Origin of the sequence: Arthrobacter sp. MA-N2, from assembly GCF_000517125.1 — a bacterium.
Taxonomy (GTDB): Bacteria; Actinomycetota; Actinomycetes; order Actinomycetales; family Micrococcaceae; genus Arthrobacter; species Arthrobacter methylotrophus.
This window is the reverse complement of the sequence record NZ_KI912155.1, coordinates 2316828-2340188: the sequence shown is the minus strand read 5'-3', so window position 1 is coordinate 2340188 and position 23361 is coordinate 2316828. Positions and strand designations below refer to the sequence as shown.

Here is a 23361-nt window from a genome sequence, read left to right as displayed (position 1 = left end):
CAGGAACCCGATCCTGGCATATTGTGAAGCACACCACACGATACCCGTGTGGGCCTTCGGCCGGAATCACTAGCTTGGATCGATATTGTGGCTCCAGAAGAGAACAGGATTGATAACAAGTACGCAGAGCAGCCGAGGCGCAGGATCAGCATTTCCGTCCACAGACAAACAAGGGAGACTCACATGTTGCTTTGGATAGCCATTATCATCGCTGTTCTCTGGCTTCTCGGCCTGATCGGTAACATCGGCGGCGGGTTCATCCACCTGCTTTTGGTGATTGCCGTGATCCTTCTGATCTTCCACTTCATCCGTGGCAGGTCCCGCGCGTAAATTCGAAAGCTGCCTTCCGCCGCTGACCGCACCGGCGGCGGAAATCCCGCCGCCCGGCGCTGCCGAGCGGCGGGTCCGCACATGAGGCAACCGGTTCGAACCGCTGCTGCTACATATGCACGTGCAACCGGCGCGCCGCTTCCGAGATGGACCCGGTCAGCGAGGGGTACACGGTAAATGTGCTTGCTAGATCGTCGACGTGTAGTTTCTGCTTCACCGCAACGGCGATCGGGAAGATGAGTTCGGAGGCGTTGGGGCCAATGACCACGCCGCCGATCACCGTTCCCGAGCCCTTGCGCGCGATGATCTTGACGAATCCCTCTTTGGTGTTGCGCATCTTGGCGCGGGCGTTGCTCAGCAAGGACAGCATGACCACGTCACCTTGATACTTGCCTGATTCAAGGTCCGCTTCGGAGACGCCCACGGAGGCGATTTCCGGTGACGTGAAGACGTTCGAGGCCACTTGGTGGAGCTTGATGGGCATCACTCCGTCGCCCATGAAGTGGGCCACGGCAATGCGGCCTTGCATCGCTGCGACAGAAGCGAGGGCCAGGATTCCCGTGCAGTCGCCCGCGGCGTAAATGTTCGATGCCGTGGTGCGGGAAACGCCGTCAACCTTGATGTGGCCGGACTCCGTGACAGCCACGCCTGCCTCTTCCAAGCCGATTCCGGCGGTGTTGGGGATTGACCCCACGCACACGAGACAGTGGCTGCCGGTCACGACCGAACCGTCCCCCAAGGTGACCTGCACTCCAGCATCGGTGCGCTCCACGGCTTCGGCCCGCGAGCGGGACAGAACGCGCACGCCGCGGCGCTTGAAGACGCCTTCAAGGACTTGGGCCGCGTCCGTGTCCGAACCCGGCAGCACCTGGTCGCGGCTCGAAATGAGGGTGACATTGGAGCCAAGGCCGTTGTAGGCGGAGGCAAACTCGGCCCCGGTGACCCCGGAACCCACAACGATCAGGTCCTTGGGAAGTTCATCGAGGTTGTAGATCTGTGCCCAGTTCAGGATGCGTTCACCGTCGGGCTTGGCTGTGGGCAGTTCGCGGGGGTGTGCACCAACGGCCAGGAGGATGGCGTCAGCAGTAATGGTCTTGATGCCGTCGGAGGTGATGACCTCGATCGTGTGGTTGTCCAGGAGCTTTCCGGATCCCATCAGGATCTCCACTCCGAGCTGCTCCAGGCCTACCCGGATGTCGTCGGACTGCTCCCGTGCGAGGTGCAGGACACGGTCGTTGATGTGACCCAGATCGGCACGCATGCCGGGCGCCACATCGCTGCCGTCGACGGCGAACTTGACTCCCAGCTCCCCCGCCTCGCCAACGCGGGTCATGAGATCCGCCGTCGCGATCAAGGTTTTGGAAGGTACGACGTCGGTGAGGACGGCGGAGCCGCCGAGGCCGGCGCGTTCGATGAGGGTGACCCGCGCTCCCAAATGCGCCGCGACCATGGCCGCTTCATATCCGCCTGGACCTCCGCCCAGGATTGCGATTCGTGGTGAGCTGAAGTCAGGATGCATGGTCACAATTTTCCATTGTTACTTATTGGCGCCGTACCTGCCACTAAGCCCCACCTGAGAACCACCGAATCGGCACCTTGGCACCGCCCAAGCGCCTGTTCAACGGAGCGGGCAACACTGTAGTTTGTACCAGTGAGTAACACAGAGCTGATGAAAACTGAGCCCTTCGAAGCCGCCAAAGCCGCGGCCGACTACATCGCGGCGGAGACCGGCGTCGAATCCCACGACGTAGCGCTCGTGCTCGGCTCAGGCTGGGGCGCGGCTGCGGATCTTATTGGCGAAACGACGGCGACCCTGACGGCGTCGGAAGTTCCCGGCTTCCACGCTCCTGCCGTCGAGGGGCACGTTGGCACCATCCGCTCGGTCCTGACGAAGGAGGGAAAGCGGGCCCTCGTCCTGGGTGCGCGCACCCACTACTACGAAGGCAAAGGCGTCCGCTCGGTGGTTCATGGGGTTCGCACCGCGGCGGCAGCAGGCTGTAAGACCTTGGTGGTAACCAACGGCTGCGGGGGCCTGAACGAATCCTGGACCCCCGGTACTCCCGTGCTGATCAGGGACCACATCAACTTGACCGCAGCTTCGCCCCTTGAGGGCGCTACGTTCGTCGACCTCACGGACCTGTACTCGGCGCGTATCCGCGGCCTGGCACGTGAGGTGGATCCCACGCTCGACGAAGGCGTCTACGCCCAGTTCACCGGCCCGCACTACGAAACTCCGGCCGAGGTCCAGTACGCCAAGCGGATCGGCGCCGATCTGGTGGGCATGTCCACCGCTCTGGAGGCCATAGCCGCACGGCACGCAGGAATGGAAGTCTTCGGCATCTCCTTGGTCACCAACCTCGCGGCCGGCATCAGCCCGGCTCCCCTGAGCCACCAGGAAGTCATCGAGGCGGGGCAAACTGCGAGTGCACGAATTTCCCGTCTTCTGGCGGACATCATCGCCAAACTCTGATCCGAAAGGCCAGGAGGCGGAAAGCGCTGCGAAATCTTGCATCCCGTGGCCGTACAATTTGAGTGATTCTCCGTCTTGGCTCAGCAACCGGAAAGGACTGCCGATGAAGACATCCGCGCCTTTCCGGTTCTTGCGCACTGGCCTGATCGCTTCAATCATCCTCGGCTTGGCTGCCGGTGGACACTTGGCGGGAGGCGGAAGCCTTCCGGCACCAGTCATTCTGATGGCGCTCTGTGCCCTGACGATCCTCCCGGTCGCCGTGCTGACGCGTGCCCGCCTTTCGCTGCCCGTCTTCGCTGGGCTGCTGGGGGCCGGGCAACTCTGCCTGCACTGGGCTTTTTGCGCGCTTTCGCCCGGAGCTTCCAGCGCGGCAACCCTGGCGTCCGGGCATGCTGGACATGTTCTTTGGACGCAGGCACCAGAAGCTCTGGGGGCCGTCGCCTCGGCTCACACCGCCGGAGACGACTGGCAAATGTTCGCCGCCCATGCGGTGGCCACGTTGGGTACCGCATTGGTGCTCGCCCGCGGCGAACAGGCGCTGTGGGCGCTGGCGGCATGGCTGTGCCCCCTTGTGCAGCTGCCGGTTCCTGGATCTATCGAAGCGACGAGAACCCCCGGACCGTACATGGCCTCTGCGATTACTCCCGCAGGCTGGGACTCCAGTCGCTTTCCCTCCCGGCGAGGCCCACCAGCACTGGTGCGCGCCGCCTGAGACCCACCTTCACAAGGATGAGGACCCGGCGGCAGATTGCTACTCTCGCCTGCCGGATCATGTCCGCCAGGGGTCCGCACCGATTCTTCCTTTGTGAAAGGCACCATTGCCATGAAGACCACCCACCGCCGTACGCTCAAAACCGCCTCCGCCGCCATGTTGGCCGTCGGAATGCTCGCTTTCGGCGTCTCCGCCGCCTCCGCACATGTCAATGTGGCTCCGGACGACCCGGCAGCCGGAGGCTACACCCACCTGACCTTCAACGTCCCCAATGAGTCACCCACGGCCAAAACCAACAAGCTCGAAGTGTCACTTCCCACGGACTTCCCGTTCAATTCGGTATCAGTGAAACCGGTCGAGGGTTGGAAAGCCGAACTTGTGACGACCACTCTTCCCAAGCCCGTTACAGTCGCAGGAGCCACGGTGACCAAGGCGGTCACGTCGGTGGTGTGGACCGCAGACGCGGCGCATCAGCTCGGGGAAAATGAGTACCAGGCGTTCTCGCTCTCCGTGGGTGTCCTGCCCGACGCCGGCACCACCATTACGCTGCCGGCCACCCAAACATATACGGACGGCTCCGTGGTGAAGTGGGACCAGAAGACCGTCGATGGTCAGCCCGAGCCGGAACACCCGGCTCCCTCGTTCGTGACCACGGCCAGTGATTCGGCGGCATCGGCTGAGCCTACGTCCTCTCCTTCCGTGACACCTGTCCCGGCAACGGCGGCGTCGACTTCTTCCAACGATGCAGGATCCACCGCTGGCTGGTTTGGCCTTGCGGCGGGGCTCATAGGCCTGGCTGCGGGCGTCACCGCATTGCTGCGAACCCGCCGCGCACAGGCCAGCTAGCCCAAGTAACTCGCACTTGTTGTCGTTTTGACGCCTCATAACGACAACAAGTGCGAGTCAGTTGGGTGGGGTGGCCGGACTGTGACAGCTGACACAGCGTTACGCCTCGGCATCCACCTCCTTTGACGATAGCTTTATCCCTATGACATCAAGCGATGCCGAACTAGAAAAGCTGATATCCGACGCCGGCAAGTGGGCCGCCCAGGACCCCGACCCGGTCACTGCGGCAGCATTGTCCGAGCTGGCCGGACTCGCCTCTACTGGCGTCGCCGCAGCCCGCCAACAGCTCGAAGACAGCTTCAACGGGACGCTTCAGTTCGGTACCGCAGGACTTCGTGCCGCCCTCGGCCCTGGCCCCAACAGGATGAACCGCGTGGTGGTGCGGCGGGCGGCCGCAGGTCTCGCCGCATTCCTCAAGGACGCCGTGGCGGCAACTTCCCCCGGGACGCGGCCGCGCGCCGTCGTCGGATATGACGCGAGGCACAACTCGGATGTCTTCGCGGCGGAGTCTGCCGCGATCTTTACCGCAGCAGGAATCGACACGTTCCTGATGCCTTCCGCACTTCCTACCCCCCTACTGGCCTACGCGGTCCGCACCCTTGATTGCGACGGCGGAGTCATGGTCACCGCGAGCCACAACCCGCCGCAGGACAACGGATACAAGGTCTACCTAGGCGGACGGGCCGTCGCGGAAAGCGGCCGCGGGTCCCAGATCGTGGCGCCCTACGACACGCAGATTGCCGCAAGCATCGAAGCTGTTGGCTCCTTGGACTCCATTGCTCTGGCTGAATCCGGCTGGACCGTGCTGTCCGGCTCCATCACGGACGAGTACGAGGCTGCAATGGCCGGATTGGCCGACTCCGCGGCCTTCCCCGCACGTGAGCTAAAGATCGTTCTTACCCCCATGCACGGGGTGGGCGGTGAAACTGCGGTAGCTGTTCTTAACGCAGCAGGCTTCAGGGACGTCACGCTGGTGGAAGAGCAAGCGGAGCCGGATCCGGACTTTCCCACGGTCAGTTTCCCCAACCCGGAAGAACCTGGCGCCCTGGATCTGGCCTTGGCGGCGGCGGGACGTCTGGATGCAGACATTGTTTTGGCCAACGACCCCGACGCCGATCGCGCGGCTGTCGCGGCAAAGGACCCGGACACGGGTGCTTGGCGGATGTTGCGGGGAGACGAAGTGGGCGCTTTGCTTGGCGCCCATGTGGTGGCCCGCCTCGCCGCCGGGGGCCGGCAAAGCGACGGGACTCCAGGCCTCGTCGCAAAGAAGGGCGTCTTTGCCAATTCGATCGTCTCGTCCCGATTGCTCTCCCGCATCGCGGCGGCAGCTGGGTTCGCCCACGAGGAAACACTGACCGGATTCAAGTGGATCTCGCGCGTTCCGGGACTCGTCTATGGATACGAGGAAGCCCTGGGGTACTGCGTGGCACCCGAGCTAGTGAGGGACAAGGACGGCATTTCCGCCTCCCTGCTTGTCGCCGAATTGGCGGCGACGGCCAAAGCTGACGGAAAGACGATCTTCGACACCCTGGATGAGATCTACCTGGTGCACGGGCTGCATGCAAGTGACCAGCTCAGTATCCGGGTGGCGGATCTTGGCCTGTTGGATGCGATGATGAACCGGCTCCGTGCGGATCCGCCGGAATCCTTCGGCGGTTCAACCATCGAGACCTTCGTGGATCTGGCCGAGGGAAGTGAACACCTGCCGCCCACGGACGGCCTCCTCTACCTGACCAAGGACCTGAGCCGCGTCATCATCCGTCCCAGCGGCACCGAGCCGAAGCTCAAGTGCTACCTGGAGGTCATCAAGTCGGTCGGTTCAGCGGCGGAACTCGCCGAAACCCGGCAGGCTGCCCGGAGCACTTTGGACCACATACTGGCCGATGTCCGCGAGGCACTGGGACTCTAGACTTCGACTTCGATGAAGCCATCAACCGTGCGGGTCTTGAAAGCGCGCAGCCAAAGCGCGGGGTTTGAATAGCACTCACCGGTTTCGAGGTCGTAGACCTCTTTGTGAAGCGGCGAGGCGATGGTGGGACGGCTGCCCCGGGAACCAGTGATACCGCGGGCCATGACGTTGGCCAAGGTTGCAGGATCCTGCTGCGCAACTGCGTAAACCTTCTCGGAGTCGACCCGGAAGATCGCCACCTGGACGCCATCTATCAAGGCTGCCTCGCCCCATGCCGGCTCAAGTTCGTCCAGCGGGCACACGCGATGCCAGCCGGACGCCATCGGCGCGTTCGTCAGTTGTTCTTCACGCTCCAGAATGACGGTCATGTCAGCCCCTCTCGCTCTTGCCTTCGGCGCACGAATGATGTCCTTGCCTTTTAGGCGACTGCCGCCAAGCAGCCACACCTTCAAGGTATGCCGGGAGTGTTTCACCGGAATGCAGTCAATGTGTCCGGTGCGTAAAAGAGACCTCACACGGAACGACATCCAATCGTGATCCAGAAGTTAAGACCACGAAACAAAAGGGAAACTGAAGGGAAACTGCCCGTCTTTAGTCTGAAGTGACAAGTTGCGGATGACGGTTCCGCGGCACATGCGAAAGGCCGCCCGTGACCGGATATTCTTCCCCTTCAGATGACCTGCGCCGTGTTGTTGTTGCAGGCGGAGGCCCTGCGGCCCACCGTTTTGCCGATGCCATGCACACGCGCGGTCTTGAGGGCTGGCACGTCACGGTCCTCACCGAAGAAGCGCATCTTCCCTATGACCGGGTCACGCTGAGCAAGGCCCTCATCGAGGTGGATTACGACCTCACCCTGGGGGACATGTCCATGTGGGAGCACGACGCCCTGGACCTGCGCACGGGCGAGCGGGTGGTGAAGATCAACGCCGCAGCCAAGTCCGTGAAAACCGCGGCCGGCAACAGCTACGAATACGACGCCCTCGTGGTCGCGACGGGTTCGACTGCCGCCCGCCTGCCCATCCCGGGCGCCGAGCACACGCATGTCTACCGCACGCTCGACGACGTGTGGGCCATTAATGAGGCCATCACGCAGCTCACGGAGAAACTGGGCCGCAAGGTCAAGACCGTCACCATCGGCGGCGGTCTCCTCGGCCTCGAATCGGCCGCAGGCACGGAACGGTTGGGCGCCAACCCCATCGTCATCGACGGCGCATCATGGCTGATGGCCACGCAGCTCGACGAAGGCGCCGGTCAAGCACTGGGCCGCCTCATCAAAGACAAGGGCTTCGAAATCCACGGCGGCGTGTTCCCCTCCGAAGTCTTGTCCGACGACGACGGCCAGGTCACCGGTGTCCTCATGGCCGACGGCCGGATCATCGACGCCGACATCGTGATCGTCGCGATCGGAGTGAGGCCGCGCGATGAACTCTTCCGTGCCGCGGAAGGCGAGGAGCAGGTCTTCACGCTCGGCCAGCGCGGCGGTGTTGTCATTTCCGATAGTTGCGAGACCGAAGTCCCCGGTATCTTCGCCATTGGTGAAGTCGCGAACTTCGGCGGGATGTGCCTGGGGCTCGTGGCGCCGGCGAACACGATGGCCGAGATCGTCGCCGACCGCCTGCACGGCGGACACGCGACCTTCCCCGGTTTCGACACCGCCACCAAACTCAAACTCTCCGGCGTGGACGTCGCCAGCTTCGGCGACGCCTTCGCCACCACCAAACACGCCCTGGAAATCGTCTACGCCGACCCCGCCCGCGGCGTCTACCAGAAAATCGTCACCACCGACGACGCCAAAACCCTCCTCGGCGGGATCTTCGTCGGCGACGCCACCCCCTACATGAGCCTGCGCCCCCTGCTCGGCCGCGAACTCCCCGCCGAACCCGGCGCCTACCTCACCGCCGCAGGAAACACGGACGCCCCCGACACCGAACTGCCCGACGACGCGATCCTGTGCTCCTGCAACAACATCCCCGCCGGGACCATCCGCGAGGCCATCAACGCCTGCGGCGCCTGCGACGGCAACACCCCCGTCCAGGAACTGGGCGAACTCAAAACCTGCACCCGCGCCGGCACCCAATGCGGCTCCTGCGTGCCCATGCTCAAAAAACTCCTCGAAACCGAACTGAACAAATCCGGCATCGAAATCTCCAAAGCCCTCTGCGAACACTTCAACCTCTCCCGCCAAGAACTCTTCGACGCCATCCGCGTCCTGGAACTGGACTCCTTCGAAGACATCCTGGCCAAATACGGCACCGGCGCCGGCTGCGACATCTGCAAACCCACCATCGCCTCCATCCTCGCCTCCCAACACTCCGCGTACGTGCTCGACGCCGGCCGCGGCACCCTGCAAGACACCAACGACCGCGCCCTGGCCAACATGCAAAAAGACGGCACCTACTCCGTAGTCCCCCGCATCCCCGGCGGCGAAATCACCCCCCACGGCCTGGGCATCATCGCCGCCGTCGCCCAGAAATACCGCCTCTACACAAAAATCACCGGCGGCCAACGCATCGACATGTTCGGCGCCCGCCTCGAACAACTCCCCGACATCTGGAAAGAACTCGTCGACGCCGGCTTCGAATCCGGCCAGGCCTACGGCAAAAGCCTGCGCACCGTGAAATCCTGCGTCGGCTCCACCTGGTGCCGCTACGGCGTCCAAGACTCCGTCGCCATGGCCATCAACCTCGAACTGCGATACCGCGGACTACGCAGCCCCCACAAATTCAAAATGGGCGTCTCCGGCTGCGCCCGCGAATGCGCCGAAGCCCGCGGCAAAGACGTCGGCATCATCGCCACTTCGGAAGGCTGGAACCTCTACGTCGGCGGCAACGGCGGAGCAAACCCCGCCCACGCGCAACTCCTCGCCGGCGGCTTGAACGACGAAACCCTCATCAAATACATCGACCGCTACCTCATGTACTACATCCGCACCGCCGACCGCCTCCAACGCACCGCCCACTGGCAAGAAGAACTCGACGGCGGCCTCCAACACATACGCCAAGTCATCATCCACGACTCACTCGGCATCGCCAACGACCTCGAAACCGCCATGGCCCGGCACATCGACACGTACCAGGACGAATGGGCCCAAACCCTCAAAGACCCCGAACGCCTCCGCCGCTTCCGCTCCTTCGTCAACGCCCCCGAACAAAAAGACGAAGCCATCGCCTTCGTCCCCGAACGCGGCCAAATCCGACCCGCCACCAACAAAGAAAAAGGCGGAGTCCTCATCGCCAGCACAATTCCCGTCCGCAGCCAGGGCTAAGGAGCAAAAGCCATGCAGCTCACCATCGACCTCACGGGCCGCGACATTCTGGTCACCGGTTCTACTCATGCCGCGCGGCAAGCCGTCCGGCGCTACCAAGCCGCCGGCGCCGTCGTGCATCGGCTGAGCACCCCCAACGGCACCGACACTGACGGCACCCTGCCCGAACGCCCTTTCCTGGTTGCGGCCGTTGACGACGGCCAGCCTGGCTGGGAACCGCTGCTCGAACGCTGCCGGGAAGCGGGGATCCCCGTCGCGAGCGAACCGCCTGCAGGCGAGTCAGGCCAGGTCACCCTCGTCGGCGGCGGTCCCGGCACCCTCGATCTGCTGACCATAGGCGCGGTCAACGCGCTGCGGGACGCCGACGTCGTCTTCTACGACCGGCTCGCCCCCTACGCGGAGCTGGCGCAACTGACGTCCGCGGAACTGGTGGATGTCGGCAAGCGCCCAGGGCACCACAAAGTAGCCCAATGCGACATCGAAAAACTCATGGTCGACGCCGCCCTGACCGGCAAGAATGTGGTCCGGCTCAAAGGCGGTGACCCCTATGTGTTCGGCCGTGGCGGCGAAGAAGTCACCGCTTGCGTCCAAGCCGGCGTGCCCGTCCGGGTCATCTCCGGAGTCACGAGCGCCATCTCCGTCCCCGCCGCCGCAGGGATCCCGGTCACCCACCGCGAGGTCAGCCACCTGTTCACGGTGGTCTCGGGCCACGCACCGCTGACGGAAAAGGAACATACGCATCTGGCCGGGCTCGGTGGCACCATCGTGGTCCTCATGGGCATCGGCACACTCCCCCAGCTGGCCGCGGGACTCCGCCGCGCCGGGATGGACCCCGCCATGCCCATGGCCGTTGTCGAACGCGGCTACCGCCCCGGGCAACGCACCACCATCGCCGAGCTCGGCACCATCGAAACGGCAGCCGCAGGCTGCGCCAACCCGGCTGTCCTTGTTATTGGCGAAGTGGTCCGGGTCGCCGAAACCAACCGTAACCATGCCGAAGCCACCGCAGACCTGGACCTCCTCGCAGCTTCCCTCCTTGAAGCCTGAAAGTGCGCACATGACTACTCTGAATGCCCTTGACTCCGTCGATTCGGCCTCGCCGCTGGCCACGCCTGGACCCAACGACGATGCTCCATTGGACGGTTTCCGCATCGGAGTGACTTCACACAGGCGTTCGCGTGACCTGATCGAAGCCCTGGAACGGCGCGGCGCCTCCGTGTTGCACGCTCCTGCGTTGAAGATCGCGCCGGTCCAGGAAGACCTCACCCTTATCGAGGACACGAAGAAGATCATCTCGGCCAAGCCGGATATCTGCATCGCCACTACCGCCTACGGCATGCGGCGCTGGTGCGAGGCCGCCGACTCCTTCGGCATCGGCGAGCAACTTCTCGACGTCCTGGCCGCTTGCCGAATGTTCGTGCGCGGGCCAAAAGCCCGCGGCGCCGTCCGCGCGGCCGGCCTTGCCGACGTCGGGATCAGCAGCGACGAAACCACCGCCACACTGGTGGACATGCTCCTCCAAGAAGGCGTCCGGGGGAAGACGGTTGCCGTGCAATTGCACGGCTACACCGATGTCCGACAGCTTGAGCGGCTCCGGATGTCCGGCGCCACCGTCCTCACGGTCACCCCGTACCGCTGGGTGAAGCCCGACGGCGAAGATAAACTGCCGCGCCTGATCGAAGCCGCCTGCAGTGGAGACTTGGATGTGCTCACCTTTACGAGCGCGCCGGCGGTGGATGCCATGTGGAGTACGGCCCACGAAATGGGCCTGTACCGCCCGTTGATCGAGGCCCTCAAAACCCAGGTGACCGTTGCCGCCGTCGGGCCCGTCACGGCACAACCGCTGATCGACGCCGGACTGAGCCCCCTCATCCCGGACCGCTACCGCATGGGTGCGCTCATTCGGCTCGTCACGGAGCACCTGGCGCTGAACCACGTGCGAAGGCTCGACACTCCTTCGGGAACCATCGAGCTGCGCGGCCGCTGCCTGAGGATCAACGGCTCGGCGGTGGAACTGGCCCCGGCTCCGTTGCTCCTGCTGCGCGCCCTTCTGGGAGCCGGCGGCGCAGTGCTCTCGCGCGAGGCCCTTTCCGAGCTGCTGGAATTGCGTGGATCCGTCCACGCCTTGGACATGACGGTGAGCCGATTGCGGTCCTCGCTGCCGGACGGAAAGCTCGTGGAAACCGTGGTCAAACGGGGTTACCGGCTCCACGTCTAGCTCCTTCGACGCGCAGCCACTCCCTGATGTGATGCACCTCATTACCGGCCGGTAACCATCAGGGAACGGGAGGCCGCGAAACGGCAACAAGGGCGAAACACCACCGAAAAACCCCGCGCCTACGCTGGGCACAGGCACATCCACCACGGCTCAGTTCAGTTCAGCGAAGGGACCCCCCATGTCCACCACCCCGTCCGCCGACACCATCCACCTCGTCATCGCTGGAGCCGGGCCCGCGGCCCAGGCCCTCGTCCGACGGCTGGCGGAGACCGGCGAAACGTCACGGCAGCCGGGAGCCGCAGCATTCAACGGGACCATCACCGTCCTGAGCAACCGGGACGAGTGCCCCGAAACGCTCCTGGAGCTGGCTGCCCTCCCCGAGGTCTCCGTCCGTTTCGGCCAGGCTGCAAGCTTCATCGATGCCCAGGCCCGTACGGTCACCACCAGCGAAGGCTTGGAGTTCCCCTACGACCAGCTGGTGATTGCCACTGGTTCCGCGCCGGTGTCTCCGCCGGTCCAGGGAGCTTCCCGCAGCCTGAGTTACTCCACGATCGACGACGCCGAGCAGATCGGGACCGCGGTCACGGACATCGCCCGCGTCCTGGGCCGTCGACCCCTGGGAATTTTGGTAGGCACAGGCCCGGCAGCCGGCCAGGCCGAAGCCGTACTCCGTGCCCGAGGTGTGCGCCCCATCCGCACCACCGTTCGTCCCGCCGCTGTCATACCCTCGGCCGCAGGTTCGGCACTGCCAGCTACCGGCATCGTGTTCGAGGATGGCAGCAGCATGAACGGCGATCTGGTGGTGCTGGCCGAGGAACGCCTCCCCCGCAACGGGCTCGCAGAAACCGCCGGCCTGCAAACAGCTTCCGACGGCGGCATCCGGGTTGGACGCGACTTCGCCACCTCCGTGGCAGGCATCTGGGCGATCGGCGACGCCGCCTCCCGGGACGGCCTGCGACCGGGCCTCGTCTTGTCCTCCGACGCCGCAGCGGCACACTGCGCCGCCCGCCTTGAGGAAGACGCGAGGCACCGCATCGCTCGGCCGGCACAACCGGCGCAGTCCACCATCGCAGCCGCCTGAGCAGGTCCTGCGGCGAGGCCGCCCCACCCTCTTCGGGGGAGCCTCCACGGCGGCGGGGCAGTGTGGCAAGATGGTCATTTGACGAGCCGCGACCCTTGCGGCGCGAAGCCACCGGGCCCGCCACGGAAGGACCTCCATGAGCAACGAAGCCTCCACCGCACTGGACAACAGCGCAAGCATCGCTTCCTACATCGACCACACTCTTCTCAAGCCAGAGGCCAGCGAGGCCGAAGTGCGCCAGATCTGCGCGGAAGCGGTCGAGTACAAGTTCAAGTCGGTGTGCGTCAATCCGCTGTGGGTCAAGACCGTCACGAAGGCCCTCAAGGGTTCCGGGGTGCTCACGTGCTCGGTGGTTGGCTTCCCTCTGGGTGCAACACCCAGCGACGTCAAGGCATTTGAAGCCCGGGGGGCCGTACTGGACGGTGCAGATGAAATAGACATGGTGATCAACATCGCCGCAGCGCGCGCCGGAGACAAAGGCGCGCTGGTGGATGACATCACGACGGTCGCGGAAGCGGTCCACGCCGGCGGAGCGATCCTGAAGGTCATCATCGAGACCTCCCTTTTGAATGACGAGCAGAAAATCTTGGCTTGCGCGGCATCCGTAGAGGCGGGAGCAGACTTCGTCAAGACGTCAACCGGGTTCAATGGTGGGGGCGCCACGGTTGAAGACGTAGCCCTCATGCGCAAGACAGTTGGCCCTGACCTGGGAGTCAAAGCCTCCGGTGGAGTGCGTTCCTTGGCCGACGCACAGGCTATGATTGCTGCTGGTGCAACACGTATCGGTGCGAGCTCCGGAATTGCCATCGTCAAGGGTGAACAAGGTTCATCCGCGTACTGAATTTACCCAGTACTGACCGGCCCGGCAGCCGCCATAGTTTTTGAGCCCCCCCGGGGCCGAGGAGGAAACATGTCCCAGAACGATGTCAGCAAGCCTGTCGAAAGAGAAAATCCCTTGGGCCAAAGCATTTTGATCTTCGTGATCATCATGGTCCTCTTCCTCGGCGGCATCTATTCGCTGTCCTTCCTGACGCTCGAAAACACGTGGCCGATGGCCATCTGCCTGGGGCTTGTTGGCCTTGCCTTCTGGATCCCGCAGACCATCCTCGGCCGCTCCAACTCGATCGGCGAAAGCTAAGACTTGGCTCAACAGCTGTGGCCCCGGACTCTGGTCCGGGGCCACAGCTGTTTAAGGACGGCTGCCCTAACGACCCTGAATGAGGCTACCCACCGCGGAGAAGACCGCCGGCCAGTTGTTCCTGATCAGCGCCCAGGCCGCTAGCCCGAGTCCAACCATGGCATAGCCGCCCACCGGTATGAGGACGAGCCATTCCCGCCGCGAGCCGGCCTTACCGAGCAAGGGGATGGAGAATGCGCCATTGGCCCGCCAGATCCCGCTGACCAGGGGCAGCTTGCGCCAGAACTTCGGCGGCTTGATGACGATGGGCCACAGCAGCGGCACTCCCCCGGTGGTGATCATGTCACCCACAATGTGGACAGCGACGCCGGTCAGCATGGCCAAGGGCAGCCAGCTCCACTGATGCGGGGCGAACCACGTCACCAGCCCTGCCATCGCAAGGGCAAAAACCCAATTCACGATCCACCCGGTATTCGGGAACAGCTTGAGGGCCTTGGCGGCCAGGTTGATCATGAACATGCACAACAGCCCGGCGCCCACTGACAAACGGCCCACGGGAGTATCCAGCTGGAATTGGGCAGCCATGGCCGCGAGTACCACGAAGGCCGAGGCGCCCAACAATGAGTGGGTGCCCTGCCGGTGCCCTCCGCTGGCCTTCTCGATCCCGACTGCGATCACGTTGGACAGCGGCGGCAGCGAGTGGGCAATGGTGCTCGAACGGTGGTCCCAATCGCACACCAAAGCAGTTCCCGCCGTCGTCATCGCTCCGATGAGGATTCCGGTGGCGTCCAAGGGATACCATCCCAAGGCGTACGGGCCGGTTGATGCAATAGCCACCCACGCCGCGGCCCCGGACGCGGCGTGGTGTCCTCCCATCATCGGTTCAGCCTGCGGTCTGCGAAGCGGGCGAAACCGGCGAAGCCGCAAAAACAGCCTCGATCACGGTGTTGGCCCACTCCAGGATCTCGGCGTCCTGCAGGTCGCGGCCACCGATCCTTGCCGTTTTCGGCTTGGGGATCAGCACGGCGTCGAGGGCTGGCTTGACCTGCGAGCCGGGGAACATGCGGTTCAGCCGCATGACCTTGGACTCAGGCAGCTGCGCGGGCGAGAAACGGATGAAGTTGCCCTGGAGCGCGACGTCGGACAGCCCGGCTTCGCGCGCTCCCACCCGGAAGCGGGCGACGGCGATTAGGTTCTTCGCGGGCAGCGGCGGCTCACCGTAGCGGTCCACAAGCTCGGCCAACACCTCGTCGATGGCCTCGTTGGTGATGGCCGCAGCCAGCTTCCGGTAGGCCTCAAGCCGCAGCCGTTCACCGGGCACGTAGTCGTGTGGCAAGTGGGCATTGACGGGCAGCTCGATTTTCATGTCAGCGGCCTTCTCTTCGGCCTCGCCACGGTATTCGGCCACAGCTTCACCCACCAGCCGGATGTACAGATCGAAGCCGACGCCTTGGATGTGCCCGGACTGTTCCCCGCCCAGCAGGTTGCCGGCGCCGCGGATTTCAAGGTCCTTCAGGGCCAACTGCATGCCTGCTCCGAGCTCGTTATGGGCCGCGACGGCTTTGAGCCGTTCGAGCGCCACTTCGCCCAAGGGTTTCTCGGAGGGATACAGGAAGTAGGCGTAGGCGCGTTCGCGGCCACGGCCCACGCGTCCACGCAGCTGGTGGAGTTGGGAGAGTCCGTATTTGTCAGCGCCGTCCACAATCAGGGTGTTGGCGTTTGAAATATCCAGGCCTGTTTCGATGATGGTGGTGCAGACCAGGACGTCAAAACGCTTTTCCCAGAAGTCCACGATGATTTTTTCCAAGCGGCTCTCGGACATTTGCCCGTGGGCCACTTCAACGCGGGCTTCGGGGACAAGTTCGCGGATTTGGGCGGCGATTCGCTCGATCGAGGACACGCGGTTGTGGACGAAGAACACCTGGCCTTCGCGCATGAGTTCACGCCGGATCGCGGCCGAGGTCTGCTTGTTGGTGAACGGCCCGACATACGTCAGCACCGGGTGCCGCTCTTCCGGCGGTGTAGCCAGCGTGGACGTTTCGCGGATACCGGTGAGGGACATTTCCAAGGTGCGCGGGATGGGCGTCGCGCTCATGGCGAGGACGTCCACGTTGGTGCGCATCTTCTTGAGCGCTTCTTTGTGCTCCACACCGAAGCGCTGCTCCTCATCGACGATCACCAGCCCAAGATCCTTGAACTCGAAGTCCTTGGACAGCAGGCGGTGCGTGCCAATGACCACGTCCACGGAACCGTTCTTGACTCCCTCCATGGTCTCCTTGGCTTCCTTCGCGCCCTGGAACCGGGACAAAGGCTTGACGCGCAATGGAAAACCGGAGAAGCGCTCAGTGAACGTTTCATAGTGTTGTTGGGCAAGCAGCGTGGTGGGAACCAGCACTGCAACCTGTTTGCCGTCCTGTACCGCCTTGAACGCAGCCCGGACCGCGATTTCGGTCTTCCCGTAACCGACGTCGCCGGAGACCAGCCGGTCCATGGGGATCTCGCGCTCCATGTCGGCCTTGACCTCGTTGATGGTGGTGAGCTGGTCCGGCGTTTCCACATACGGGAAAGCTTCCTCGAGCTCCCGCTGCCACGGCGTGTCCGGCGCGAAGGCATGTCCGCGCGATGCCATGCGTGCCGAATACAGCCGAATGAGCTCGCCCGCGATTTCCTTGACGGCCTTGCGGGCCTTGGATTTGGTGCTCGCCCAGTCCGCCCCGCCCATTTTGCTCAACGACGGCGTGTCGCCCCCGACGTAGCGGGTCACCTGGTCCAGCTGGTCCGTCGGCACGAAAAGCCGGTCGCCGGGGGCGCCGCGTTTGGACGCCGCGTACTCGAGCACGAGGTACTCGCGAAGACCGGCGTCGCCCCCGGAGGGACCAGCAGAAGAGCCGGCCACCTTGCGCTGGATCAGCTCCACGAACTTCCCGATCCCGTGTTGTTCGTGCACCACGAAGTCACCGGCGTGCAGTTGGAGGGGGTCGACGGCGTTGCGTCGTTTGGACGGCATCCGCCGCATGTCCTTCGTGGACCCGGCCGATGTGCGGCCCAGGAGGTCCGCTTCCGTGAGCAGCCCCAGCTTGAGGCCGTCCAGGACAAACCCGCGTCCGACGGCGGCCGTGGTCACTTCGATGATCCCGGCCTGCGGCTGGTGGTCCAGCGATTCGACGCGGGAACAGGGAATCTCAGCATCATGGAACAACTCGGCGAGGCGTTGGGCCGGCCCCGGCCCGTCCGTTGCCACCACAATGCGCCATTGGTCCCGTACGTGGGATCCGATGAATTCGAGCATCTCCGCGACGTCGCCCTGATACCCGCGCGGTTCGCGGGCATGCAGGTTCAAGACGTCGATGTCGAGGACCAGTTCTTCGTCTGTCGCCAATGACGTGATGGACCACCAGGAAACCCCGTGGGCCAACGCGGCACTTCGGGTGTCCGTCAAGGATTGGAAGCTGGCGGCATGCAGGGCCGCTGTGGTTTGGGAGCCCAAAACCGTATCCAAATCCAATGGTGCGGCCCCGCCGTCGGACGCGGTGGACCAGGCCGCCTCCAGGAACTCCTCGTTGGTTGCCGCGAGGTCGTGCGCGCGGGTGCGGACCTTCTCCGGTTCGATGACGACGCCAATCGAACCGGCAGGCAACTGATCCACGAAAGGCACCATGGCGTCCACCAGCACAGGAGCCAGGGACTCCATGCCTTCGACGGCGATGCCTCCCGCGATCTTTTCCAGCATGTCTGCAGCGGCGGGCAGCTCCGCTTTAAGCTTCGCCGCCCGGGACATGACCGACGGTGTAATGAGGATTTCCCGGCATGGCGGGGCGTGCAGCTCGGTGGGATGGTGCACCGACGGACCGGAGAGCGAACGCTGGTCGGCCACCGCAAACCAACGCATCTGGTCCACCTCGTCCCCGAAGAATTCCACCCTGATCGGGTGGTCTTCGGTGGGCGGGAAAACGTCCAGAATACCGCCCCTGACGGCGAACTCACCCCGGTGGGTAACCATGTCCACGCGCGAGTAGGCGGCGTCGGCAAGGCGGCGCACCACGTCGCTGAAGGGCATTTCCTGCCCTACCGTCAACGTCACCGGGACCAATTCCCCCAAGCCCGCCACCACGGGCTGGACCACAGCGCGAACCGGCGCCACGACCACCCGCAGGGCACCCGCCGTCGAGCTCTCCGGATGGGCCAAGCGGCGAAGGACCGAGAGCCGGCGCCCCACCGTGTCCGAGCGCGGCGAGAGTCGTTCGTGCGGCAGTGTTTCCCAACTGGGGAAGGTCGCCACCGAGTCCGCAGATAGATATGCCGCCAGGGCCGCCGTCAGGTCCTCGGCCTCGCGTCCCGTGGCCGTGACGGCCAATACCACTGCACCGGTGTCGGCTTGCGCGGCAAGCCCGTCGGCCATTTCCGCCAGCAACGCCGCCCTCAAGCCCGCAGGGGCGCTGATCTGGTAGTCGCTGCTGCGTTCATCGAACGTGCGTGTTGCCTCGGGCCTGACCCGGGCGAAGGTCCGGTCCTCGCCTAAGGCACGCCGCAATCCGTCAAGGGACGCGGCAGTGTCGACGTGGCTGATTCCGGAGTTAACCGCGGACGGCTGGCCTTTGGGGCTCATGGATGGCACTCCTCGGAAGAGGGAAGTCGGATGGGGGAAGGCAACACGAAAACCCGAAATTCTCTCGAATTCCGGGGCGTTCCTAGCCTACCCCGCCCACACCGTAGGATGTTTGGGAGCCGCAAGAGCTTTCAACCGAGATATTCACGGAGGACCCATGGCCCTGAACGCATCCACCACCCTGCCCTACGACGTCGAGCGCGTAGCGGCTACTTTCATTGACGAAGACTTCCTGCGCCACACGAGCGAGTATGTCGGCGGCACTTTGGAATCGTTCCAGATCGACGGCGATACCTCCGGCGCTTTCACCACCGTCACGGTCCGCACTCTGCCCACTACGCGCCTCCCGGAGATCGCCCGCAAGTTCGTGGGCGAGAAGCTGACTGTCACCCAGACCGAGAAGTGGGATGCCCCGACGGCCGATGGCTCCCGGACCAGCAACATCTCCCTGAAGATCTCCGGTGCCCCGCTTGATGTCACCGCGGTGCAGCGCCTCGTGGTCGACGGCGGCAACACCCGCGTGGAGCTCGACGGTGCCGTCACGTCGTCGGTTCCGTTCCTCGGCGGAAAGATCGCCGAGGCGGCCGAGCCGATGGTGGGCAAGGCCTTGAACATCCAGTCCCAGCAGGCCCAGGCCTGGCTCGAAAGCCACTAGCGTGAAGCTGGCAGCGGGCCTATACGTTGTGCTGATCGTCGCGGGGGCGTGGTCCCTGATCGTGTGGCCGCAGTTCCTGCGCCGCGTGATGGCAGACTCCCGTGCCCGCGACGCCAACGGAAAGGCCACGAAGTTCCTCACGGTCCACGTTGTGCTGGTCACCATCTCCATGGTGCTCGGACTCGCGACGGCGGTCATCGGCATCGCGGGGTTGCTCACCTAAGCTCCCCCAGCCCAACTAGCTCGCATTAGTTGTCGTTTTGGCGGCTCATAATGACAACAAATGCGAGCTAGTTGGGGGCCTCGGCGGGGTAGGTGCCGTTCGGCTAAAACGGAACTTCCGCTAAAATGAAACACAGGTGCGCCGGGAAGACTGGTCGGCAACGGTATTGTCGAACCCGAAAACTCCCCGAGGAATCCCATGGCGAATCGCCCGCACCCCGCTGCCACCAGGGTTTTCAGCCGCTCCAGCTTCCCTGAGTACCAACGGATTCTTGCGATCCTGCGCACCGAAACCGTCGGCGGCGCGCTCTTGCTCGCCGCCACGGTGGCCGCCCTCGTCTGGGCCAACTCTCCCCTCGCGGAAGGCTACTTCGCGCTGCGCGATGTGAAGATCGGCTACGCTCCGTGGCACCTGGAACTGTCCTTGGGCCACTGGGCCTCCGACGGACTCCTTGCTTTGTTCTTCTTCATCGCCGGGCTGGAGCTGAAGCGCGAATTCGTGGCCGGCGAGTTGCGAAAACCCGCAAAAGCGATCGTCCCGGTGGCGGCAGCAGTGGGCGGCGTGGCCCTTCCCGCGCTCATCTACGTCGTCTTCAACCTCGGATCAGGCGCGGAAACGCTCAGGGGTTGGGCCATCCCCACGGCGACGGACATAGCCTTCGCCCTGGCCGTCCTGGCTGTCATCAACACGCATCTGCCTGCTGCGTTGCGGACCTTCCTGCTGACACTGGCCGTGGTCGATGACCTTATTGCCATCGGCATCATCGCCTTCTTCTACTCAAGCGGCCTCGAACCCTTCTTGCTGCTGGCCGCCGCCGTGCCATTTGCCCTCTTTGCCTTCCTCGTGCAGAAGCGCATCCGCAGCTGGTACTTGTTGCTCCCCTTGGCCGCGGCCACCTGGGCCTTAGTCCATGCTTCGGGAATCCACGCCACCGTGGCCGGCGTCCTGCTCGGCTTCGCCGTACCCGTCGCGGCGTCAGGCAAGAAGGGCGAGCCCGCGGCGGGACTCGCCGAAAGCTTCGAACACCGGCTGCGCCCCTTGTCTGCCGGCTTTGCCGTGCCCGTCTTCGCTTTCTTCTCCGCCGGGGTGGCCATCGGCGGCACGGAAGGGCTGGGCGCCGCCTTGGGCGATCCGGTAGCCCTGGGCATCGTGTTTGCACTGGTGGCAGGTAAAACGATGGGAGTGTTCGGCACCACGTTCCTCATCACCAAGACCACCCGGGCCCGCCTGGACGACGGCCTCGCGTGGATCGACGTCGCAGGGTTGGCCATGCTTGCCGGCGTCGGCTTCACGGTTTCCCTCCTGATCGCCGAGCTGGGCTTCGGCCCCGCTTCCCCGCATGATGACCACGCGAAACTGGCCATCCTCGCCGGTTCCCTGACCGCCGCGGTCCTTGCCGCCGTCGTGCTCAAGTCCCGCAACCGGCACTACCGCCGCGTTGCGACGGAGGAGCAAAGGGACGACGACGGCGATGGCGTACCTGACGTTTTTACGCGCACCTGAGGCACTAGTAACTCATACGAGTAGCCGACAATTCACATGGAGTAATGGCCACGCGCAATTGGGGTGGTCGGCACGCTGTTTGGGCCGTATCGGCAGGAATACCTTGCTGATATGGACGCGAATAGTATGGAACGGGTGTGGCACGGGAGCCACAGAAAAGCACCGACAAAGAATTGGTCGCTAATCTTTGTCTGGGCGATTCTCGGGCTCATGTCGATTTCGGTGCTCATCGCAGCAATACCTATGCGATGACTAAGCCAACGGTACAAAGAAGCTCGGACCGCTTTCCCGGGTCCGAGCTTTTCTTTGTCCCAGCCGTTTTTCAATGGCTCGGTTCCAGCTTCACGCCTTCAGCGCATCAGTCCAGCAACAGCGGCAAGTATTGTTACTGCAACAAGGGCAATCAGCATTCCCACAATCACAAATTCCGCCCGGCGCACCCGATGCTGACTCTGGCGCCATTCCCGCCTGCTCTCCAAGGTAATCATGCTTAAGGCTAAATCCGGCGGCGGGGTTTAAATAGAGTAAACGCTACTCGTCTCAGGGGGCCGCCGAATTAGAGAGCCCGGATCACTTCGTAGCCGGACTCGGCTTGACGGAGCGCGTCCTCGGCAGCCACCCAAGCGAGCATTGCGCACTTTACCCGGGCAGGGTACTTCGCCACCCCTGCCAGGGCAGCAGCGTCCTGGAGGAGTTCCTCATCCGCGTCCATCTTGCCGCGCGAACGCATCAGTTCGCGGAAGTGATCGATCGTCCGGCGGAGGTACGCCACGGACATTCCGGGGGCCATTTCACTAAGTATCGATGCGGACGCCATGGAAATGGCACAACCATCACCATCCCAATGGATTTCAGTGACCGTCGGTCCGTCTCCGCCAGTGCCGACGTTGAGCCGCAGGGTGATTTCGTCCCCGCAGACCGGATTGAGCTGGTGGCTCTGACCCATGCCCGCCGTGCCCGTTTCAACGGCAGGAAGATCAGCCAAGTCTCGGCCGCTGCGGGCTTTGGAGTGCTCCAGGATCAGCTGTTGGTACAAGGAGTCCAAGCCGCTCATGCTGTGGCTCCCGAAGCCGTAACCCCGAAATAGGGCCTCACCTTGGCAACGGACTCCACCAGGAAGTCGACTTCATCGGACGTGGTGTAGAGGTAGGTACTGGCCCTCGTGGAGGCGGTCAGGCCCAATCTGCGGTGCAGGGGTTGGGCACAATGGTGACCCACCCGGACAGCGATGCCAAGGTTGTCGAGATACTGCCCGACGTCGTGAGCGTGCACTCCGGCGACGTCGAATGCGGCAAGCCCGGTCCGTTCTTCCCCTGGGCCGGGGCCCAGCACGCGCACGCCATCGATGGCGCTGAGGCCCGCGACGAGCCTTTGGCCAAGCTCGGCCTCACGAAGGGCAATCCGGTGCATTCCTGTTTCGCTGAGATAGTTTGCCGCGGCCGAGAGGGCCACAGCCTGCGAAATCGGCTGCGTGCCGGCCTCGAAGCGCTGCGGTGCGGGCAGGTATTGGGCTTGTTCCATGGTCACCGTGGTGATCATGGAACCACCGGTCAGGAAGGGCGGCATGGCGTTGAGCAGTTCGCTACGGCCATAGACCGCGCCGATTCCCGTGGGCCCCAGCATCTTATGGCCGGAAAATACGGCGAAGTCCACGTCCAAGGCCTTGAAGTCCAAGGGCAGGTGCGGCGCGGACTGGCAGGCGTCCAAGACTACCAAGGCGCCCACTTCCCGGGCCATCCCTACCAACAAGCCTACGGGGTTGATGTTGCCGAGCACGTTGGAGGTGTGAGTGAAGGCCAGGACTTTGGTGCGTGCGGTCACCAGGCGCGCTGCTTCCTCAAGCCGCAGCGCACCGGCGTCGTCAACGGGAATGAATTTGAGGGTGGCGCCGGTCCGCCGGCACAGTTCCTGCCATGGGATCAAGTTGGCGTGGTGTTCCATTTCGGTGACGAGCACTTCATCGCCCGGCTTCAAGGCAAAACGCTCGGCGCCCGCGACTGGCCGGCCCACACTGGCGTTCGAGAACGAATATGCCAGGAGGTTCAACCCGGCAGTGGCATTGGCGGTCCAGACCAGCTCGTCATCCTGCACTCCCACGAAACGTGCCACGGTGGCACGTGCGTCTTCGAAGGCATCCGTGGCCTCTACGGCAAGAGAATGCGCGCCGCGATGCACCGCGGAGTTGCGCTGCTCATAGAACTCCTGCTCGGCCTCCAAAACGCTTCGAGGGTTCTGGGAGGTGGCACCAGAATCCAGATAGACCAAAGGCTTGCCGTTGATTTCCTGCTCAAGGACAGGGAAATCGTTGCGGATGCGATGGACTTCGTCGTCATCGAGTGCGGAAGCCTGGGCATCTCCCCACGCGGGGGTGGAAACCATTGTCAAAACCGGAGCTCCTTGTTAGG

General features: G+C 64.0%; 20 protein-coding genes. 14 read left to right on the top strand and 6 right to left on the bottom strand.

Features of this window, described 5'->3' with window-relative positions; all coding sequences use genetic code 11:
- Positions 1 to 183: 183 nt before the first annotated feature.
- Positions 184 to 330, top strand: a complete 147-nt coding sequence (locus A3M3_RS28065) for a lmo0937 family membrane protein (RefSeq protein ID WP_155854367.1) — start codon at positions 184 to 186, stop codon at positions 328 to 330.
- 109 nt (positions 331 to 439) lie between these two features.
- On the opposite strand, the gene A3M3_RS0111600 is transcribed toward A3M3_RS28065, so the two are convergent.
- The gene (locus A3M3_RS0111600) at positions 440 to 1855 is read right to left on the bottom strand and encodes an NAD(P)H-quinone dehydrogenase (protein ID WP_028266470.1); all 1416 of its coding nucleotides are present in this window, start codon (positions 1853 to 1855) and stop codon (positions 440 to 442) included.
- Between the two features lie 144 nt (positions 1856 to 1999).
- On the opposite strand from A3M3_RS0111600, the gene A3M3_RS0111595 reads away from it, so the two are divergent.
- From A3M3_RS0111595 to A3M3_RS0111580, 4 genes are all read left to right on the top strand, one after another.
- Positions 2000 to 2800, top strand: coding sequence for a purine-nucleoside phosphorylase (locus A3M3_RS0111595; protein ID WP_197023211.1), 801 nt, complete (start codon positions 2000 to 2002; stop codon positions 2798 to 2800).
- Positions 2801 to 2903: 103 nt separating this feature from the next.
- Entirely contained in the window at positions 2904 to 3512 is a 609-nt protein-coding gene (locus tag A3M3_RS0111590) for a hypothetical protein (protein WP_028266468.1), read from the top strand.
- 111 nt (positions 3513 to 3623) lie between these two features.
- On the top strand, positions 3624 to 4358 hold the full coding sequence (locus tag A3M3_RS0111585; protein WP_028266467.1) for a YcnI family copper-binding membrane protein: 735 nt from the start codon (positions 3624 to 3626) through the stop codon (positions 4356 to 4358).
- Between the two features lie 142 nt (positions 4359 to 4500).
- A complete protein-coding gene (locus A3M3_RS0111580; protein ID WP_028266466.1) occupies positions 4501 to 6267 on the top strand; it encodes a phospho-sugar mutase in 1767 nt (588 codons plus the stop codon).
- On the opposite strand, the gene nirD is transcribed toward A3M3_RS0111580, so the two are convergent.
- Positions 6264 to 6635, bottom strand: a complete 372-nt coding sequence (nirD, locus tag A3M3_RS0111575; protein ID WP_028266465.1) for a nitrite reductase small subunit NirD — start codon at positions 6633 to 6635, stop codon at positions 6264 to 6266. The genes A3M3_RS0111580 and nirD overlap by 4 nt on opposite strands.
- A 281-nt stretch (positions 6636 to 6916) precedes the next feature.
- Between nirD and nirB the strand changes: the two genes are divergently transcribed.
- The 6 genes from nirB (at position 6917) to A3M3_RS0111545 (ending at position 13969) form a co-directional block, all read left to right on the top strand.
- Positions 6917 to 9532, top strand: coding sequence for a nitrite reductase large subunit NirB (gene nirB, locus A3M3_RS0111570; protein WP_028266464.1), 2616 nt, complete (start codon positions 6917 to 6919; stop codon positions 9530 to 9532).
- Between the two features lie 12 nt (positions 9533 to 9544).
- Positions 9545 to 10579 (top strand): uroporphyrinogen-III C-methyltransferase, encoded by a 1035-nt coding sequence (cobA, locus tag A3M3_RS0111565; protein ID WP_028266463.1) that lies wholly within the window; start codon positions 9545 to 9547, stop codon positions 10577 to 10579.
- Positions 10580 to 10598: 19 nt separating this feature from the next.
- Positions 10599 to 11750, top strand: coding sequence for a uroporphyrinogen-III synthase (locus A3M3_RS0111560; protein ID WP_442853117.1), 1152 nt, complete (start codon positions 10599 to 10601; stop codon positions 11748 to 11750).
- A gap of 178 nt (positions 11751 to 11928) precedes the next feature.
- Positions 11929 to 12831: an FAD-dependent oxidoreductase gene (locus tag A3M3_RS24805; protein ID WP_051423129.1), complete on the top strand. Its 903-nt coding sequence runs from the start codon at positions 11929 to 11931 to the stop codon at positions 12829 to 12831.
- A gap of 136 nt (positions 12832 to 12967) precedes the next feature.
- Complete coding sequence (deoC, locus tag A3M3_RS0111550; protein WP_028266461.1) at positions 12968 to 13672, top strand: deoxyribose-phosphate aldolase; 705 nt, start codon at positions 12968 to 12970, stop codon at positions 13670 to 13672.
- A 69-nt stretch (positions 13673 to 13741) separates the two neighbouring features.
- A complete protein-coding gene (locus A3M3_RS0111545) occupies positions 13742 to 13969 on the top strand; it encodes a hypothetical protein (RefSeq protein WP_028266460.1) in 228 nt (75 codons plus the stop codon).
- A 66-nt stretch (positions 13970 to 14035) separates the two neighbouring features.
- Here the strand turns inward: A3M3_RS0111545 and A3M3_RS0111540 are convergent, their stop codons facing one another.
- Positions 14036 to 14848, bottom strand: a complete 813-nt coding sequence (locus A3M3_RS0111540) for a metal-dependent hydrolase (RefSeq protein WP_028266459.1) — start codon at positions 14846 to 14848, stop codon at positions 14036 to 14038.
- 4 nt (positions 14849 to 14852) lie between these two features.
- Positions 14853 to 18575 carry a transcription-repair coupling factor gene (gene mfd / locus A3M3_RS0111535; RefSeq protein WP_035741665.1) on the bottom strand — a complete coding sequence of 1241 codons (3723 nt, stop codon included), beginning with the start codon at positions 18573 to 18575 and terminating at the stop codon, positions 14853 to 14855.
- Between the two features lie 157 nt (positions 18576 to 18732).
- Between mfd and A3M3_RS0111530 the strand changes: the two genes are divergently transcribed.
- From A3M3_RS0111530 to nhaA, 3 genes are all read left to right on the top strand, one after another.
- On the top strand, positions 18733 to 19230 hold the full coding sequence (locus A3M3_RS0111530; RefSeq protein WP_028266457.1) for a DUF2505 domain-containing protein: 498 nt from the start codon (positions 18733 to 18735) through the stop codon (positions 19228 to 19230).
- Between the two features lies 1 nt (position 19231).
- Positions 19232 to 19453 (top strand): SCO4848 family membrane protein, encoded by a 222-nt coding sequence (locus tag A3M3_RS0111525; RefSeq protein ID WP_028266456.1) that lies wholly within the window; start codon positions 19232 to 19234, stop codon positions 19451 to 19453.
- Positions 19454 to 19651: 198 nt separating this feature from the next.
- Positions 19652 to 20956, top strand: coding sequence for a Na+/H+ antiporter NhaA (nhaA, locus tag A3M3_RS0111520; protein WP_028266455.1), 1305 nt, complete (start codon positions 19652 to 19654; stop codon positions 20954 to 20956).
- Positions 20957 to 21512: 556 nt separating this feature from the next.
- Here the strand turns inward: nhaA and sufU are convergent.
- Together sufU and A3M3_RS0111505 are read right to left on the bottom strand one after the other, a co-directional pair.
- The gene (sufU, locus tag A3M3_RS0111510; RefSeq protein ID WP_028266453.1) at positions 21513 to 22010 is read right to left on the bottom strand and encodes a Fe-S cluster assembly sulfur transfer protein SufU; all 498 of its coding nucleotides are present in this window, start codon (positions 22008 to 22010) and stop codon (positions 21513 to 21515) included.
- A complete protein-coding gene (locus A3M3_RS0111505; RefSeq protein WP_028266452.1) occupies positions 22007 to 23341 on the bottom strand; it encodes a cysteine desulfurase in 1335 nt (444 codons plus the stop codon). Before A3M3_RS0111505 ends, sufU begins: the two co-directional genes overlap by 4 nt.
- Positions 23342 to 23361: the final 20 nt, after the last annotated feature.